Source organism: Nocardiopsis valliformis DSM 45023 (assembly GCF_000340985.1).
GTDB lineage: Bacteria > Actinomycetota > Actinomycetes > Streptosporangiales > Streptosporangiaceae > Nocardiopsis > Nocardiopsis exhalans.
Window position 1 is genome coordinate 257,973 of the sequence record NZ_ANAZ01000004.1, and the last position, 17,997, is coordinate 275,969.

12 protein-coding genes are annotated in these 17,997 nt (G+C 69.5%); 9 read left to right on the top strand and 3 right to left on the bottom strand.

The window, feature by feature from the left end; all coding sequences use genetic code 11:
- Positions 1-102: 102 nt before the first annotated feature.
- Entirely contained in the window at positions 103-2,379 is a 2,277-nt protein-coding gene (gene metE / locus D457_RS0105765) for a 5-methyltetrahydropteroyltriglutamate--homocysteine S-methyltransferase (RefSeq protein ID WP_017579695.1), read from the top strand.
- Positions 2,380-2,486: 107 nt separating this feature from the next.
- Here metE and D457_RS0105770 read toward each other — a convergent pair whose 3' ends face one another.
- Positions 2,487-3,542: a hypothetical protein gene (locus tag D457_RS0105770; protein WP_017579696.1), complete on the bottom strand. Its 1,056-nt coding sequence runs from the start codon at positions 3,540-3,542 to the stop codon at positions 2,487-2,489.
- An 817-nt stretch (positions 3,543-4,359) separates the two neighbouring features.
- Complete coding sequence (locus D457_RS0105775) at positions 4,360-5,415, bottom strand: coiled-coil domain-containing protein (RefSeq protein ID WP_017579697.1); 1,056 nt, start codon at positions 5,413-5,415, stop codon at positions 4,360-4,362.
- 710 nt (positions 5,416-6,125) lie between these two features.
- Between D457_RS0105775 and D457_RS0105780 the strand changes: the two genes are divergently transcribed.
- The 7 genes from D457_RS0105780 (at position 6,126) to D457_RS0105810 (ending at position 12,741) form a co-directional block, all read left to right on the top strand.
- Entirely contained in the window at positions 6,126-7,082 is a 957-nt protein-coding gene (locus D457_RS0105780; RefSeq protein WP_017579698.1) for a methionine ABC transporter ATP-binding protein, read from the top strand.
- Positions 7,079-7,810, top strand: a complete 732-nt coding sequence (locus D457_RS0105785) for a methionine ABC transporter permease (protein WP_017579699.1) — start codon at positions 7,079-7,081, stop codon at positions 7,808-7,810. The genes D457_RS0105780 and D457_RS0105785 overlap by 4 nt, the downstream gene beginning before the upstream one ends.
- 105 nt (positions 7,811-7,915) lie before the next feature.
- Positions 7,916-8,776: a MetQ/NlpA family ABC transporter substrate-binding protein gene (locus tag D457_RS0105790; RefSeq protein ID WP_017579700.1), complete on the top strand. Its 861-nt coding sequence runs from the start codon at positions 7,916-7,918 to the stop codon at positions 8,774-8,776.
- Positions 8,777-9,000: 224 nt separating this feature from the next.
- The gene (locus D457_RS0105795) at positions 9,001-10,398 is read left to right on the top strand and encodes a GH1 family beta-glucosidase (RefSeq protein ID WP_017579701.1); all 1,398 of its coding nucleotides are present in this window, start codon (positions 9,001-9,003) and stop codon (positions 10,396-10,398) included.
- Between the two features lie 125 nt (positions 10,399-10,523).
- On the top strand, positions 10,524-11,555 hold the full coding sequence (locus tag D457_RS0105800) for a LacI family DNA-binding transcriptional regulator (RefSeq protein WP_017579702.1): 1,032 nt from the start codon (positions 10,524-10,526) through the stop codon (positions 11,553-11,555).
- A 187-nt stretch (positions 11,556-11,742) separates the two neighbouring features.
- Positions 11,743-11,967, top strand: a complete 225-nt coding sequence (locus tag D457_RS36905) for a hypothetical protein (protein ID WP_017579703.1) — start codon at positions 11,743-11,745, stop codon at positions 11,965-11,967.
- A gap of 108 nt (positions 11,968-12,075) precedes the next feature.
- Complete coding sequence (locus D457_RS0105810) at positions 12,076-12,741, top strand: hypothetical protein (RefSeq protein ID WP_017579704.1); 666 nt, start codon at positions 12,076-12,078, stop codon at positions 12,739-12,741.
- A 42-nt stretch (positions 12,742-12,783) separates the two neighbouring features.
- Here the strand turns inward: D457_RS0105810 and D457_RS0105815 are convergent, their stop codons facing one another.
- Positions 12,784-13,938: a D-alanyl-D-alanine carboxypeptidase family protein gene (locus D457_RS0105815; RefSeq protein WP_239646020.1), complete on the bottom strand. Its 1,155-nt coding sequence runs from the start codon at positions 13,936-13,938 to the stop codon at positions 12,784-12,786.
- Positions 13,939-14,657: 719 nt separating this feature from the next.
- Between D457_RS0105815 and D457_RS0105820 the strand changes: the two genes are divergently transcribed.
- Positions 14,658-17,987 carry a sensor histidine kinase gene (locus D457_RS0105820; RefSeq protein ID WP_026116374.1) on the top strand — a complete coding sequence of 1,110 codons (3,330 nt, stop codon included), beginning with the start codon at positions 14,658-14,660 and terminating at the stop codon, positions 17,985-17,987.
- Positions 17,988-17,997: the final 10 nt, after the last annotated feature.

A 17,997-nucleotide genomic window follows, 5' to 3' on the forward strand; every position in this document is an offset into this window, starting at 1 on the left:
GGCGGGCACAGCCGTGCGCCGAACCGGCGCTCCCCGGCATGCCCGCGCCCTCGCTCGCCTCGCGGCCGGTACCCGGCTTTCGACGAGGGAGAGAAGCTCTTCATGCCTACGACCCCGGCCGTCCGGCCGTCCGTGCGGTCCACCGTGCACGGTTACCCGCGCATCGGCCCCGACCGCGAACTCAAGCGCGCCAGTGAGTCCTACTGGAAGGGCGGCACCACCGCCGCCGAGCTCGACGCCGTCGCCGCCGAGCTCCGCAAGGGCGTCTACGCTCAGCTGCGCGAGGCCGGTGTGGACGACCTGCCGTCCAACACCTTCTCCTACTACGACCACGTGCTGGACACGGCGGTCCTGTTCGACCTCGTGCCCTCCCGCTTCACCTCCCCGGCCCAGGCCGAGGACCGGGACGAGCAGCTGCGCCGCTACTTCGCCCTCGCCCGCGGGGTGCAGGGGGCCACTCCGTTGGAGATGACCAAGTGGTTCGACACCAACTACCACTACCTCGTCCCCGAGCTCTCCCCGAGCACCCGCCCGCGCCTGGTCGGTGACAAGCCCGTTGCCGAGTTCCGCGAGGCCGCCGAGGCCGGTTTCCAGACCCGTCCCGTGCTGGTCGGCCCGCTGACCTTCCTCCTGCTGGCCAAGGCCGCTGACGATGCCCCCGAGGGCTGGGAGCCCATCGAGCTGCTCGACCAGCTCCTGGACGCCTACGCCAAGCTCCTAGGCGACCTCAAGGCCGCTGGTGCCACCGAGGTCCAGCTCGACGAGCCGATCCTGGCCACCGACGAGGGCCGCGCCGCCGTCGGCCGGCTCGAGCGCGTCTACCAGCGCCTGGGGTCCCTCACCGAGCGCCCCTCCCTCCTGGTCTCCACCTACTTCGGATCCATCGGCGCCGCCGCCCTGCGCGTGCTCAAGGACTCCCCGGTGGAGGCTGTGGGCCTGGACCTGGTCACCGACTCCGAGGGTGTCGCGGACCTCACCGCGGTCTCCGGCCTCGGCTCCACTCGCCTGGTCGCGGGCTTGGTGGACGGCCGCAACGTCTGGCGCACCGACCTGCCCGCCGCCGTGGCCGGGCTGGGCACCCTGCTCGCCCTCAGCGACGAGCTCACCGTGAGCACCTCCTGCTCGCTGCTGCACGTGCCCATCGACCTGGACGCCGAGACCTCCCTGGCCCCCGAGCTGCGCGGAGCGCTGGCCTTCGCCAAACAGAAGGCCAAGGAGGTGGCCCTGCTCGGCCGCGTCCTGACCGAGGGCGAGGACGCCGAGTTCGACGCCGCCAAGACCCAGAACCCGTCCTTCACCGACGCCCGCGTGCGCGCCCGCCTGGACGCCCTGGGCCCGGACGCCTACGAGCGCCCCGAGGACCGCGGCGCGCCCACGGACATCACGCTCACCACGACCACCATCGGGTCGTTTCCACAGACCCCGGAGCTGCGCCGGGCCCGAGCCGCGCATCGTCGGGGCGAGCTGCCCACGGAGGAGTACAACCAGACCCTCCGTGCGGAGATCGACCGCGTCATCGCGCTCCAGGAGGAGATCGGCCTGGACGTGCTCGTGCACGGCGAGCCCGAGCGCAACGACATGGTCCAGTACTTCGCGGAGCAGCTGGAGGGCTACGCCACCACCGAGAACGGGTGGGTGCAGTCCTACGGTTCGCGCTGCGTGCGTCCCCCGATCCTGTTCGGTGACGTCTCGCGTCCCGCGCCGATGACGGTCGAGTGGATCACCTACGCCCAGTCGCGCACGGACAAGCCGGTCAAGGGCATGCTGACCGGTCCGGTCACCATGCTGGCCTGGTCGTTCGTCCGTACCGACCAGCCGCTCGGGGAGACCGCCCGTCAGGTCGGTCTGGCCCTGCGCGACGAGGTCGCGGACCTGGAGAAGGCGGGTATCCGCCACATCCAGGTGGACGAGGCGGCCTTGCGCGAGCTGCTGCCCCTGCGCGAGGAGCAGCGTCAGGCGTACCTGGACTGGGCGGTCCACTCGTTCCGTCTGGCCACCTCGGGCGTGGCGGCGACCACCACGATCCACACGCACATGTGCTATTCGGAGTTTAACCAGATCGTCGGCGGCATCGAGGCGCTGGACGCCGACGTCACCAGCGTCGAGGCGGCCCGTTCGCGCATGGAGCTCGTGGAGGCCCTGGGCCGGCGCGGCTACAAGCGGGGGATCGGCCCGGGCGTGTACGACATCCACTCGCCGCGGGTGCCCTCGGTCGAGGAGATCGAGGCCTCGCTGAGGTTGGCGGCCTCGCACATCGATGCCGGGAACCTGTGGGCCAACCCGGACTGCGGTCTGAAGACCCGTGGTTACGAGGAGACCGAGCAGGCGCTGCGCAACATGGTCGAGGCGGCCCGCCGGGTCCGCGCCGACCTGAGCTAGGCACACACCCGAGCCACACCGGCGACACCAGGCATGAGAAAGGGGGCCGCGGCACTGCCGCGGCCCCCTCCGGTGCCTCAGGTACTACGTACCCTCGACGGGTGGCACTAGCCGGCGGCGAGGACGTTGAAGGCCTCGTTGGCGACGTCGAGCATGCTCTCCTCGACGTTGTCCGGCATGACGAAGTCAGCGTTGCCGTCACTGTAGTTGCTGAGCTCGTAGTTGATCTCGATGATGAGGTTGTCCTGGCGGATGACCAGCATGGCCTCGGGGAACTCGTTGCCGAGCGAGTCGTTGATCGTGGTGGTGATGAAGTACGCCTCGCTGCCCAGGCCGTCGATCTCCTTGTCCTCCTCGACATCGTCGGCGCTGTAGCGATCGCTGTAGCCATCGCCGCGCAGATTCTCCAGCGTGTACTCGATGTCCGTGGAGGCGGCCTCGGGGGAGTCGGTGGCGCTGAAGGGCAGCTTGAAGGTGACGTCCAGGTAGCCGGTGGTGCCGTCGGCGTTGTCCGGGACGCCGCCGCGGCTGGAGGAACCGGTGCAGCTCGCCCGGTTGTCCGAGACGTTCTTTCTGCCCTCACCGCTGAGGTGGAAGTCCGACTGGGTCGTCTCGGTGAAGACGTCGCAGGGCTCGGTGGGCAGTCCGTGCGGCGGATCGCCGAGGTCGCCGCCGCCGGTGTTCGCCGGCTCTTCCTCAGGCTCTTCCTCGGTGGACTCCGGCTCTTCCTCGGGGGCACCAGCAGCCTCGGAGGCATCGCCGGAACCGACCGCGACCTGTTCGCCTTCGCCGCGGTTGCCGTTGGTAACCAGCATGATGACCACGGCGATCACCAGAACGATGATGACCGCGCCGCCGCCGATGACCACCCACAGGCCGGCCTTGCTGCCGCCGCCCTGGGGCGGCTGGGCGGGCGGGTACCCGCCGTGGCCGCCGGGACCGGCTCCGTAGGGCGGCTGACCGCCCGCGTACATGCCCTGGTCCTGGCCGGGGACGCCGGGGCCGCCCGGGTAGGGGGCCTGGCCGTAGCCGGGCTGGCCGCCGGTGCCAGGGTCGCCGTAAGGGCCTCCCTGCGGCTGGCCGTAAGGCGGCTGGCCGCCGGTGCCGTCCCCGCCACCGTAAGGGTTCTGCGGTGGTTGGTTGTAAGGTCCGTTTTCGCTCATGGCTCCCCTCGCCCGGTGATGTGGTGACCGTGTTGTCTTAGGCGCACGTTTGCGCCTGTGGGTTCTCACGAGTTCCCGTGGTGGCCACCGGCGGATCGCCGGGGTGGTGACAGCACGGGGAATCGTGGGGGAGGTGGGCCCGCCTCGGACGCCGTTACCGCGGGCGAGAGCGGGCGGGCGCGGGCAGGAGTTCCCCGTGTCGTGAGGAAGGTCCCCGGTTCAAACGGGGCGCCGACCGCCGCGTGTGGAGCCAGCGGGTCGGTTCCCCGCAGGCCAGGGGTCGGGACGCCTTGCATCCTAGCCGCGACTGGTGTGTGAGGGGCAGGTGGGACTGGGGGTAACTGGGTGAATCGTCACCGTTTCGTGCTTAGCGCGCGCGAGCTCACATTCCACGTGACTCAATCGTGACACCGAATCGTGGACAGGTTGATCAGGTATTAGGTAATGGACGGTGTCAGCATTAAGGTCTTTCGTCACCTAAAGCTCGGATGAAGGCTTTGCCTGTGAAGTGCGCTACTGCGTCGGGTGTAGGGCGGTGATCGCAGAGTGAGAGCCGTGACCGGTTGTGGCCACAGTGGCGTCGAAGATGAGGTGTCGGAGATCAGGTGGTTGCGCGGGCCAGCGCCTCGGTCACCTCGTGGCGGCCCGTTCGCCCGACTCGATGGCACCGTCCAGATACCCGGGGCGCTCGCACGCAGGGAGGTGCCCGCGACACCCTCGCACGAGATCACCGCACGCGCGGCTGCCCCGAACTGCCTGCTGCGCACTGACGCCTCGACCGAGGCCATCCGAGCGTTCCGCCTGTCAGAACCGCTGGTCAGAACATCGAGATGTGCACGTGGTCGAAGTGGTTCTCGGTGAGGTTTCCCCGGTCCGACATCGGGCGCCAGTCGGTGTCGCCGCGGCGCACGTCCCAGATCTGCTGCCGGTAGATGATGTACATGATCCCCAGGGTGTCAGCGTTCTCCATCGCCCATTCGGAGATCGCCCAGCCGCGGTCGATCTGGGCCTGTGTGGGCATACCCCCGCTCGGGTGCAGCATGAAGTCGCAGGCACGGCCCTTGGGGTGCTCACCGACCACCCAGCCGCCCTCGGCCCGGTAGCAGCCGACACCGCCCACGTCGTCCCCGCGCCCGAACTCCTCGATCACCAGGTCGCGCATCTGCTCCGTGCGCGGGGTGATGTTGTTGTGCGGCTGCATGGGCTGGTTCGGGTGGTCGGCGATCAGGGCGTGCACCTCGGTCCGGCGCTCCTCCAGGGCGTCCAGGTCCTCCTGGGCCTCGGCCAGCAGCTCCTCGGCATTGGCCTGTGCGATTTCGTCGCGGGAGAGCGCCTGGGCGAGCTGGTCGATCTTCTCCTGGTTGGTGGTGGAGAGGTAGTCGATGACCACCGCGCGGTCGATGACCTCGTCCGGCTCGGCCTCTACGAACAGCGACATCGACGGGTCGATCCCGCTGCTGGTGTAGGTGGCCACCGCCAGGGAGACCACCTGGTCACGGGCGTCCTGCACGTCCTGCCGAGTGCCTTCGGCGCGGCTCTCGGCCCGTTCGGCCTCCTCGATGACCGCCTCCATGTCGCGCAGCTCGCCCTGGAACTCGTCGGTCAGGTCTGAAGCGCGCGACTGGAGGTCGCTCATGCTCTCCGGCTCCTGCGGGAGGAACCCGGGGGCCGGGGCGGCCGAGGCGGGCAGCGGTGTCAGAGCCGTCGCGCCGAGCAGGGACAGGGAGACCACAGCCACCCGGCTCCGGCCCGGGCGCGCCAGACCGGGCAACACCCGCGGCAGGGTCCCGGCACAGTCAGCGAGGGCCTCCCGCCAGGTGCGGGCGGGGGGATCGGGCGCCCAGAAGTCGGCGTACTCGTCCCCGGCCTTCACTGTGCTGCCGGCCTTCGCTGTGTCATTGAACTGCGCTGGGTCTTCGAACTGCGCTGGGTCCTCAAACTGCACGGTGTGGTCGCTCCTCGGCTCCACGCGCGGCCCCCTGCGGGTACGGGGGCGCTGTGGACGCGTCTGCTCGTCTTTCCCGGGCGGGGCGCGGCGGCCGTTCGACGGTCGGGCCCTCGACACCCGCGGCGCGAATACGCCGGGGAGAGTAACGGGACGGTAATGAGTGTAGGCACTCACACGGACCAACGGGAGGGACGGGGGGATTCACACGTCCGGCAAACGCCCCAATGTGTTGTAAATAACCATATGAGGGTCAGGGATTTTGCCGAACCGACCCGTCCGATCATGGTTGAGTTGGTTCCGTGAAGGCTCCTGAGCACGTCAAAGCGACCCCCGCCACCACGGCGGACACCACCCGGCGGTGCGTTCCGCTGCCCGGCGGTCGCTGTCGTATGCCCCGTTAGTCACCTCTGACACCGAGCCGAGCCCGGCGCCACGCGCCGGAGCCACCCCAGGGCCGCCCTCCACGCGCCCCGCGACCGCCGGACACCGGCGCGTCGCCGCCGCCCGCCAGGTGAGCGCTTCGTACGCTCGGGTGTGGACGTCAAACCCACGCTGAGTCCAGAGCCATCCCCTGCCCGAGAGCGGCCGCTGGGACACCACCGCCAGACGTCGATGGGAAAACCGTGATTGACGCAGTGGGTCTACACAAGACCTACAGGTTGAAGAAACGCCAGGTGCACGCCCTGAACGGGGTGGACCTGCATGTCGAGTCCGGCGAGATCTTCGGGGTCGTGGGCCAGAGCGGTGCGGGCAAGAGCACCCTCCTGCGCTCAGTGAATCTCTTGGAGCGCCCGGACAGTGGCACCGTGACCGTCGGGGACGAGGAACTCACCTCCCTGCGCGGTGCCCGGCTGCGCGCGGCTCGTCGGGGAATCGGCATGGTGCACCAGCACTTCGCCCTGCTCTCCTCGCGCACGGTCGCGGGCAACGTCGGCTTTCCCCTGGAGGTCGCCGGGGTCTCCCGCGCCAAGCGGGCCGCCCGGGTGAGCGAACTCCTGGAGCTGGTCGGCCTGGAGGACAAGGCGCGCGCCTACCCCTCCCAACTCTCCGGCGGACAGAAGCAGCGCGTGGGCATCGCCCGCGCCCTGGCCTCCAACCCCCAGGTGCTGTTGAGCGACGAGGCCACCTCGGCGCTGGATCCGGCCACCACCGAATCGATCCTGGCCCTGCTGCGCCGCCTGCGCGACGAACTGGGCTTGACCATCCTGCTGATCACCCACGAGATGGACGTGATCAAGCGGATCTGCGACTCCGCGGCGATCATGGAGAACGGTGAGTTCCGCGAGTCCGGCCGCGTGCTGGACCTCATCGGCACCCCCGGCTCCCTGCTGGCCCGCTCGCTCTTCCCGCTGCCGGACAACGGCGGACCCGAGAGCGTGATCATCACCTACCCGCGCTCCTTCGACGAGCCGTTCATGTCCGAGCTCACCCGCCGCTTCGACGTGGACGTGAACATCCTCGGCGGCGGTGTGGAACAGGTGGCGGGCCAGTCCGTGGGCCGACTCAGCGTCGACATGCGCGGCGAGCACCGCCGTGCGGCGCTCACCTACCTGTCCGAGCACGGCCTGCTGGTCGAGGAGGCCGGAAAGTGATCATCAACCCCGCGGACGCACTCGTTCTCGCGCAGGACGGCAACGCGCTCACCGCCATCACCGACTTCATCGCGGCCTGGCCGGCCATGTGGCCCAACCTGTGGATCAGTACCCAGGACACCATCTACATGGTGTGGTGGGCGACGGTCTTCAGCGTGCTGTTCGGCCTGCCCCTGGGCGTACTGCTGGTCGCCACGGACAAGGGCGGCCTCATCCCGGCCCCGGTCGTGCGCGCCGTGCTCAGCGCGATCGTCAACATCGGCCGCTCACTGCCCTTCATCGTCCTGATGGTGGCGGTGCTGACGCTGACCCGCTTCCTGGTGGGCACGACCCTGGGCCCCACGGCCGCGATCGTGCCGCTGAGCATCGGCGCCATCCCGTTCTTCGCCCGCCTGGTGGAGACCGCCCTGCGCGAGGTCGACCGCGAGGTGATCGAGGCCGCGCACGCCATGGGCACCCGCAAGTTCACGATCGTTGGCAAGGTGATGCTGCCCGAGGCCATGGCCGGTCTGATCGCCGGTCTGGTGATGACCGTGGTCACGCTGATCTCCTACTCGGCGATGGCCGGTGCCATCGGTGGCGGAGGTCTGGGCGACCTGGCCATCCGCCAGGGCTACCAGCGCTTCGACGACCACTACCTGTGGGCGACCGTGATCCTGCTGATCATCATCGTCCAGGTCGCGCAGAGCCTGGGTGACCTGCTCGTGCGCAGGCTGTCCCGGCGCTGACCCCGGCCGGGGTCAGCGCCCCGGCCACCACCCCGCCCCCCATGTATTGCCATCCCCTTCCCCCCACTTCCAGAGTTGTCCGGAACGAACGGCAAGGAGACAGCGATGACAGGAACGAACGTGCTGCGGGGGGTCGCCGTGGCCGGTGCCACGGCGGTCCTGCTCGCGGGCTGCGGAAGCGCCAGCGAACGGGCCGCCGACGACAACGGCGGCGGTGGCGAGGGCGTCGCGACGCTGCGAGTCGGCGCCACCCCGATGCCGCACGCCGAGATCCTGGAGTTCGTCAACGACGAGCTCGCGGCCGACGCGGGCCTGGCCATCGAGGTGGTCGAGTACACCGACTACAACCAGCCCAACGCGGCCCTGACCGAGGGTGAGCTGGACGCGAACTACTACCAGACGGTGCCGTTCCTGGAGGAGTACCTGGCGGGCAACCAGGGCGCGGACCTGGCCTACGTGGCCGACGTGCACCTGGAGGCCTTCGGCGTGTACTCCGAGAGCGTCGAGGACCTGGACGACCTGTCCGAGGGCGCGGACATCGCGGTGCCCAACGACTCCTCGAACATGGACCGCGCGCTGCGGTTGCTCGAAGCCCACGACGTGATCACCCTGGCCGAGGGTACGGACGGGCAGGCCTCGGAGTCCGACATCGAGGACAATCCGCTCGACATCACCATCACCCCGGTGGAAGCGGCCCAGCTGCCGCGCTCACTCCAGGACGTGGATGCGGCCGTGGTCAACGGCAACTACGCCCTGGAAGCGGACCTGCCCGAGACCGCCAACGCCCTGGCCTGGGAGGAGACCGAGGACAACCCGTACGCCAACGGCCTGGTCGTGCGTTCGGAGGACGTGGACGCCGAGGACATCGTCCGCCTCAACGACCTCCTGCACAGCCAGGAGGTGCGTGACTTCATGGAGGAGCGCTGGCAGGGCATCGTGCTCCCGGTCGGGGGCGTCGAAGAGTAGGCGAGTGGTCGTCCAGTCGCTCGGATAGTCGTCCGAACCCGTGGACGGCCCCGGCGGGGGAGTCTCGCCGGGGCCGTTTCCGAGGGGAGCGGACTCCCGGGGTCCGGTAACGTTTGGGTTGCGGGCGCACTTCGTTCCGTTGACTTGCGAGTAGGGGTCTGCTTCGGTAAATGGGAGCGCTCCCAAACGATGTCCACCCGCCACGGAAGGTGCGTACCGAAGCAGTGAGCAACCCGAACGATTTCCCTGAGGGCTTCCTCTGGGGGGCGGCGACCGCCTCCTTCCAGATCGAGGGCGCCACCACCGCCGACGGTCGAGGCCGCAGTATCTGGGACACCTTCGCCGAGACCCCCGGCAAGGTTCTCAACGGGGACACCGGTGACCCCGCCGACGACCACTACCACCGCTACGCCGAAGACGTCGCCCTGATGAAGCGGCTCAACCTCGGCGCCTACCGTTTCTCCATCGCCTGGCCGCGCGTCGTCCCCGACGGCACCGGCTCGGTCAACCAGGCCGGACTGGACTTCTACGACCGCCTGGTCGACAGCCTCCTGGAAGCGGGCATCCAGCCCTGGGCGACCCTCTACCACTGGGACCTGCCCCAACCCCTGGAAGACGCAGGCGGCTGGCCCGCCCGGGACACCGCCCTGCGCTTCGCCGACTACTCCAAGGTCGTCGCCGAAGCCCTCGGCGACCGGGTCAAACACTGGATGACCATCAACGAACCCTGGTGCGCGGCCTTCCTCGGCTACGAGAACGGCCACCACGCACCCGGCCACAGGGACGCCGCCGCGGCCCTGGCCGCCACCCACCATCTGCTGCTCGGCCATGGCCTGGCCACCGAGGCGATCCGCTCCACCGGCCACCCCTCCGTCGTCGGTCTGGCCCACAACCAGGCGGTCATCCGACCGCACGGGGCCAACGCCGCCGACACCCGGGCGGCCCGCCGCGCGGACGGCGTGCGCAATCGCATCTTCACCGACCCCCTATTCAAGGGCGCCTACCCCGCCGACGTCGTCGAGGACCTCGCCGACATCAGCGACTTCTCGTTCGTCAAGGACGGGGACCTGGCCACGATCTCCGTGCCGCTCGACTTCCTCGGCATCAACTACTACTCGCCCGAGTTCGTCGCGGGTTCGGCCAAGGGCATCGACCCCGCCCTGGTCAGCGGCGAGGGCGAGGCCTGGCTCGGTGCCGGCCCTGACGAGGTGCACGTTTCCCAGGGGCTGCCCGTCACCCACATGGGCTGGGAGATTGACCCCACCGGCCTGTACGACGTCCTCCAGCGCCTGGCGGGGGAGAGCGGCGGTATCGACCTGTACGTGACCGAGAATGGCTGTGCGTTCGAGGACACTGTCAGCGAGGACGGCGCCGTCCACGACCCCGACCGCACCGCCTACTACGAGGGCCACCTGAGGGCCGCGAAGGAGGCCGTCCACGCCGGAGTGCCCCTGCGCGGTTACTTCGCCTGGTCTCTTCTGGATAATTTCGAGTGGGCGTGGGGCTACTCCCGCCGGTTCGGGATCGTGCACGTGGACTATGAGACGCAGGAACGCGTCATCAAGGACACTGGGCACTGGTACGCGGAACTGGCGCGGACCAGCCGCTTCCCCGAGCGGTAGTCCACGAGTGTTCGTGGGGCGTCCTACTGGGGCGCCCCACACGCGTTCACGGCGGGCCCGCGCCCGCCCACACACAACACATGCCGTCCGGTCATCCGGCGGCACGACGTCCAAGGAGCCTCCTAGTGGCCAAGAGCGGCGGTCGGCAGCGACCGACCCTGGAGATGGTGGCGGAACGGGCCGGGGTCGGTCGCGGCACCGTATCCCGGGTGATCAACGGGTCGCCCCAGGTCAGCCCACGTACCCGAGAGGCCGTACACACCGCGATCGCCGAACTGGGGTACAGCCCCAACCAGGCGGCGCGCACCCTGGTCACGCGGCGGACCGACACGATCGCGCTGGTCGTCTCCGAGTCACGGGACCGCCTGTTGGCAGACCCCTTCTTCGCTGACATCATCCGCGGAGCGAGCTCGGTCCTGCACGAACGCGACCTCCAGCTCATGCTCACCACCGCCCGGGGCGAGACCGAGCACAAACGGGTGGGCGAGTACCTGAGCGGGTCGCACGTCGACGGCGTGCTGCTGGTATCCCTGCACCGGGACGACCCCCTCACCGTGCTCCTGGCTGAGTCCGGGGTGCCCGTGGTGCACGGTGGCCGCCCCTACTCGCCGTCCCAGCCCGCGCCCTACTGCGTGGACATCGACAACTTCAGTGGAGCCCGCGCGGCCACCGGCCACCTGCTGGAATCCGGGCATCAGCGGGTCGCCACCATCACCGGCCCCCAGGACATGAACGCCGGTGTGGAGCGGCTTCGCGGCTACCGTGACAGCATGGCCGAGGCCGGACGCGAGGTCGACGAACGCCTTATCGTCCAGGGCGACTTCAGTGTGGAGGGCGGCGCGGAGGCCATGGTCCGCCTACTCGATCAGGGCGGTGACCCCGACGCGGTCTTCGTGGCCTCGGACATGATGGCCGTCGGCGCCATCCGCGTCCTGCGCGAACGCGGCCTGGTCATCCCCGAGGACATCGCCCTGGTCGGGTTCGACGACACCCTCATGGCCCAGCACAGCGACCCGCCGCTGACCACTGTCCACCAGCCCACGGTCAAGATGGGTCAGGAGATGGCGCGGCTGCTCGTGGACGTGGCGATCCCGCGCACGGCCGAGTCCGAGACGGTCCTGCTGGAGACCCACCTGGTGGTGCGCGACACCGCTTGAGGTCGATTCGGAGTATGTCCGGAAAGCTTCCGGCCCCGGCCAGGGAGAGGGTCCGGAGCCGGTACCCCGTACCGGACAAGCCCGATGAATCGGACATTCGCCCCACTGTCCCCGCTGGACTCCCGTGTACTGCCTGTGCAAGGCTGGTCACGATTTCGCGGGCGTTCGCGGGAGACGGTGGGAGCATATGGACCCGACACGGGAACCGACACACACCAGGTGCGCCATCTCCGCGTGCGGATGGTGCGACCGGGACGGGGTCGAGTGCCGGTTCTGCGCTGGGACGGGGTGGTGGCGGCCGGAGCGGCCGCACCGGGACGGCAACGGGCTGGTCGTCTGGCACCGGATCGACGAACCCTGCCGCGGCTGCGCCGGAACCGGCAAGGAACACAGCCCCCTCGCCGCTTTCTGACCCGCGCCATCCGCCATGATCTTGCTACCAGAGGCGCGGTGCCACTGGAACCCCAGGCGCCGATCGCGCCTCTGGTAGCAAGATCACGGACAGAGGGAAGAAGGAACATTGCGCTGGGTCACCTATCTGTCGCCGAGCGGCGGAGGCAAGCGCGTCGGCGCTCTGGACGACGGTGACGTGCTGGGCTACCCCGGGCCGGAGAGCCTCGGCGAACTGCTGGACGCCGGGTACCACGCCATGGACAACGCGCTCCAGACGTGTCTGCAAGCCGCCAGCGAGATCATCGTCGAACCCGAGGCGCGGATGTGTGCCCCGGTCGACCCCGCGGCGCTGGTGCCGGTGCGGGTCGGAGACCGTGAACTCGAGATCCATCCAGAACTGGTGCAGGGCGTCGACGACGCCGTGTTGCCCGAGGCCCGTACCGCCTGTGTGGGTGTGGCGGCGCTGACCGCGGGAGACGTGCGCGCGGTCGCCTACACCCCCGCCTGTCTGTGGCTGGACGAGGAGGAGCGGCCCGTCCAGCTGACCCTGGGCCCGGTGCTGACCTTCGACGAAGGGAGGGGCATGCGGCCGATCGAACTCAGCACATCGGTGGACGACCTGGAGAACGGCCGCGGCCTGGTCGACCCCGCCCACCAGTGGCTGGTCTCGGGGCCGGGCCGGATCCGTGCTCTGCTGCCGGTGATCACGCCCGCTCTGGCGGAGGACGACGAACTCTTCGTCGACGCCGGGGAGCTGGGCACCTACGAGGTCAGGGTCGGCTCCCAGGTCTGAACAGGGCCTCCCGAGAACCCAGGACGGCGGCGGTTCCCACGGTCAGGGGGTGAACTCCCAGTGCCAGGGCTCGAAACCGTTCCGGGCCCAGTCCGGGTTGTCCCACCCGTGTGAGGGGCCGTTGTCGAGCATCCACTGGTGCTCCGCGGTGCCGAGCTGGTTCACCCCGCCGCACAGGTCGACGGCGATACCGAGTCCGTGCGCGCTGGTGCCGGGCCTGGCCGCCATCCCGGGCAGCATCTCCTGGAAGAGCCGGACTTGCTCGTGGTAGGGCCGGTAGGAATCGGTCACGCACATGGGGCGGCCGAACTCTGACCGGAACGCGCCGTCGAGTTCGATGAAGGCCACCGCGGCGTCGGCGCGCAGCTGCTCGCCCGGCTGCGGGAGAGGGCAGAGCACGGTGTCCGGGATCTTCCCGTTCTCGTAGCCGCCGGTGCTCCCGCCGCTGCAGCCGCCGGTGCTCTCAGCGTGGTCGTCCGCCTCGCCTTCGGCCGGGCGCACCTCGGGTTCGACGGTTTCTGTCTCCGCGGCCACCGCGTCCGGGGCGGCCGCGCGGGCGTCGAGCAGAGTCGCCTCGCGGCGCTCCTCCTCGTCTTCGGGGTCCCGCGTCCGGGCCAGGGCCTCCTCCAGCAGGGTCTGCCGGTCCAGGAGTTCCTTGGTCCGCTTCTCCTGCGCGTCGATGGCCTCAAAGACCGCCTCGCGGGCGGCGTCGGCGGCCTCGGTCGCCTCTGCCTGCTGTTGTTCCGCGTTCTCGGCCGCCTCGGCCAGGGTGTCCGTGGCGACCTGTGAGGCCTGGGCCCGGGCCAGGTGGGCCGAACGGTGCTCGCCGAACAGCGTGAGGTAGGCGCCGCGCTCCAGGGCCAGGGAGGGCCCCTCCGGGGAGATCCAGGCCTGCATCAGGCTCAGGTCGGCGCCCTTGTAGGCGCTCGCGGCCTGCCGGGCCGCGCCCAGCCTGCTGCCTTCGTGGCGCTCGCCCGCGGCCTCGGCGCGGGAGTCGGCCGCCTCCCGTTCCCCGGTGAGCTCCGTGAGGCGGGCGCTCTCCTCCTCGTACTCCCGGATCCGCTCCGTGGCGTTCTCCCGGAGCGCGGCCACCTCCGCGCGGGCCTGGGCCAACTCCACACGCAGCGTGTCCAGTTCCTTCACCTCCGCGGTTCCGGGGGACGCGGAGCTGAGCGTGAACAACAGAGCGGTACTCAACGGGAGCAGAGCGTTGACCGAAATACGACGTACCGCGTCGAACTGGCGTGAACTGCGAAGAGAGCCTTGGGCGACTTTGCCGTTGCTCTGTGTAGTTGAAACTGGGCGCGACGAGGTGCGCATTTCCGCTTCCCCCTCAGGACCTGCGTATACGTCATGTCACGATGTCACGGAGAGGCACTGTTGGAGGGGAAGCTGGGGGTGTGTCCAAATAGTTACCTCAATGTCCGGGCGGTTTTCGGTCCCCTGTCCTGACCTGGGAGGTTGGGAATAATGGGGGCAGGGTGGGCATTATGGTCGCGGCTGACCGCAGATGATCTTGCTTGATCGGCATCAATCGGCCGAAGCGAGCCCTTCTCGCCCATTGGTACGCTATGCAACGCACGTGCACCACGACAGTGTCGGTGCGCGGCGCCTCTCCTCCCAGGCGAGTCCGGCGGACAGTCTTCACATCTCCCCACATTCCCACCGCTTCATGTTCTGGTGGACCACTGTGGTCTATACCGATTTTTTTCCGGTCTGGAGCGGTTCCGATCCCTGGGTTCAACAGCCGTTCGAGGCGGTGACACGAAAGGTTGCGAGGGTCCGTGTCGACACGAGCGACGAAAAACGGGGCCAGCGCGCAGAGCGAGGCAGCGCAGGCCGATAACGCCGATGCCACGCCCCGGCGCAGAGCCAACTGGTGGCGGCCACGTAACTGGCGGGTACGCTCCCGACTGGTGGCCCTCATCGTCATCCCCACTGCCGTAGCGCTGGCGCTCGGTGGTCTGCGGGTCTACGAGGCTTCGGTCTCCACGGTCACCCACGCGCACATCGAGGACAGAGCCCAAGTGGGTGTCCTCATCGTGGACCTGGCCAACCAGCTGGGCCGCGAGCGCACGGCCAGCGCCGTCTACATCTCCGACAACGCGGACCCGAGCCGGCGTTCGGACGACCTCCGCCAGGAGATGGACAACCAGCGCGACGCCACCAAGGATCTCCAGATCACCCTGAACGCCCAGCTCGAGGACATGGGCGAGATGGACGGCGACCTCGCGCAGACCCGCCTCTCGGCGATGAGCAGCCAGCTCGCCACTCTGGACGCCCTGCGTGCCGAGGTCGACGACACCCGCATCACGGTCCTCCCGGTCGTCACCAAGTACCGGACGATCGCCCGATCGCTGTCGGACTTCAACCAGACGATCGCGGACGAGACCAACGACACCGAACTGCGTGAGAGCGTCCGTGCTCTCACCGCGCTGTCGAACGCCCGCGACCAGCTCTCCTACGAGACCGCGCTGATGGGCCACTCGCTGGCCCGCAACACGATGACCGGCGGTATCTCCGAGGCCATCGACTCCAGCCGGGCCCGCTACGAGAACGAGATCTCGAACTTCATCCAGGCCGCCTCGCCCGAGCAGCGCGCGGTCTTCGACGAGAACTTCACCGGTCTCGAGGTCAGCCAGGTCTCCACCATGCGTATGCGTGTCATGTACCGCGCGGACCGCAACGACCCCCTCACCGGGGTCACGCCCAACGACGGCCCCGCTGACTACGCGGCCATCGCCGACACCGCGCTGGACCGCCTCCAGACGGTCGAGTCGACCCTGGCCGAGGGCATCGCCGACGACGCCAACGAACTGCGTGACCAGGCTCTGTTCCGCACCGTGATCGACCTTCTCCTGGTCGCGGGCGTGCTCCTGGCCGTCTTCATCCTGACCTCCCTCGTGGTCCGCTCCCTGGTGCGCCCGCTGCGCACCCTGGAGGACGGTGCCCGCCGGGTCGCCGAGCGCGATCTGCCGGACTCCATCAACCGGATGCAGGAGGCCGGAGCGGTCCCCGAGACCGTCAAGGTCACGCCGATCGAGGTCGATACCCAGGACGAGATTGGCGAGGTGGCCCGCGCATTCGACGACGTCCACCGCGTCGCCCTGACCCTGGCGTCCGACGAGGCCGCGCTGCGCAGCAACGTCAACGCGATGTTCGTCAACCTCTCCCGCCGAAGCCAGACCCTGGTGGAACGGCAGTTGCGTCTGATCGACGGTCTGGAGCAGTCCGAGCAGGACGCCGACCGCCTCTCCGACCTCTTCCAGCTGGACCACCTTGCCACGCGTATGCGTCGCAACAACGAGAACCTGCTGGTTCTGTCCGGCCAGGACAACACCCGCAAGTGGGCCCAGCCCGTCCCGCTGGTCGACGTCCTCCGCGGCGCCGTCTCCGAGGTCGAGCAGTACGAGCGCGTCAACGTGCGCGCACCCTCGCACATCTCGGTGCTCGGCCGCCCGGTCAACGACGTTATCCACCTCGTCGCCGAGCTGGTGGAGAACGCCACCGCGTTCTCCCCCCATGACACCGAGGTGCAGGTCGGTGCCAAGATCCTGGACAACGGAGCCGTGCAGGTCGACGTGACCGACAGCGGCATCGGCATGGCCCCGGAGGACCTGGCGGCGGTCAACGCCCGCCTGGCCGCCCCGCCGGTCATCGACGTCGCGGTCTCGCGCCGCATGGGTCTGTTCGTGGTCTCGCGCCTGGCGCACCGCCACGGCATCCGCATGAGCCTCAAGGAAGCGCACGGGGGCGGTACCACCGCCAGCGTCGTCTTCCCGCCGGACCTGCTCATCACCCCGGTGGAGGGTCAGCACGCCCTGGGCGGGGCCGATACCCGGCCCGAGCTCTCCGCGGGCGCTCCGGACACCTACGCGGACGCCGAGGCGGCCTTCGCGGCCAGCCCGGCGGTCGACGAGCCCGCCGACCCCTGGCAGACCCAGGACAACGGTGCCGTGGCCAGCGACCTGGGCGGCCTGCCCAAGCGCAAGCCCGGCGGCGGTCGCACGGACGAGCACCCGCCCAGCGGCCAGGACCTGTGGAACACCACCAGCACCGGTTCGGTCTGGGAGGCTCCCAACCGCGCCGCGGGGCTCTCGCCCAACAACGGCGTGACCGACAACTCCGGCTCCGTCGTGGACCCCTACGACGTTCCGGAGGAGGACGAGCCGCAGCAGCCGCAGCAGCCCCAGCAGGAGCCGACCGGGCGCAGTCTGTTCGACCCCGCGCCCCGGAACTCCGACACGGGTTCGTTCCAGGCCCCGGACACCGGATCGCTGCGCCGTACCCCCGACACGGGAGCTTTCAGCCGCCCGCCGTCGGACACGGGGGCTTTCCGCCGGCCCACCGAGGCTGAGCGTCAGGAGTCGGACTCCTACGACGCCTTCGGCGCCGGTGCGCAGCAGAGCAGCGCCTTCGACACCGGATCCCACACCAACGGGTCCTACGGCACGGGTTCTCAGGACACCGGTACGCACAGCACCGGGTCCTACGACACCGGTTCGTTCGATAGCGGCAAGTATGGGAGCCCGTCGGCCCCGGTCCGCCGTGACGACAACACCGAGACCTTCCCGGCGGTCTCCGCGTGGGACACTGGAGCCCAGCAGGCTCCGCAGACCCCGCAGCAGCCCCAGCAGGCTCAGCAGCCCCAGCAGCCCGAACCCAACGACACCGGGAACTGGCGCACCGGGGGCGGCGACTCCCGGGAGGGCTACGGCTCCACGGCCTACCTCTCGCGCCGCTACGGTGGTGCACAGGGCCCGAACAACACCGTCGTACCGCCGACCCCGGCGGGCGAGGGCGCGGATTCGCTGCCGATCTTCGACGCGATCGAGTCCAACTGGTTCAAGCGCCGCTCCGGTGGTCCCACCGTGGACACCACCGAGACCGGTCCGATCCCGCAGGTGCCCGAAGCGCCCCAGCCGGAGGCCCAGAGCCCCCGTCAGGACGCTGTCCAGCAGCCCGAGCCCAACCCGCGTTCGGAGCAGGAGTGGAACTCCGCGGCGGACCGCGGCTGGAAGGCCGCGCGCACTGCGGCCGAACCGCTCGCCGGTGGTCTCACCACCTCGGGCTTGCCAAAACGAGTTCCCAAGGCAAACCTTGTTCCGGGGACCGCACCCAAGCCGGAGAACTTCAAGCAGATGCCCACCCGGAGCGCGGACCGAGTCCGCAACCGCTTCTCGGGCTTCCAGAAGGGTGTCCGCGACGGTCGGAACCGGCTCGGCGACAGTTCGACGGAGGAGTGACCCAAGTGGC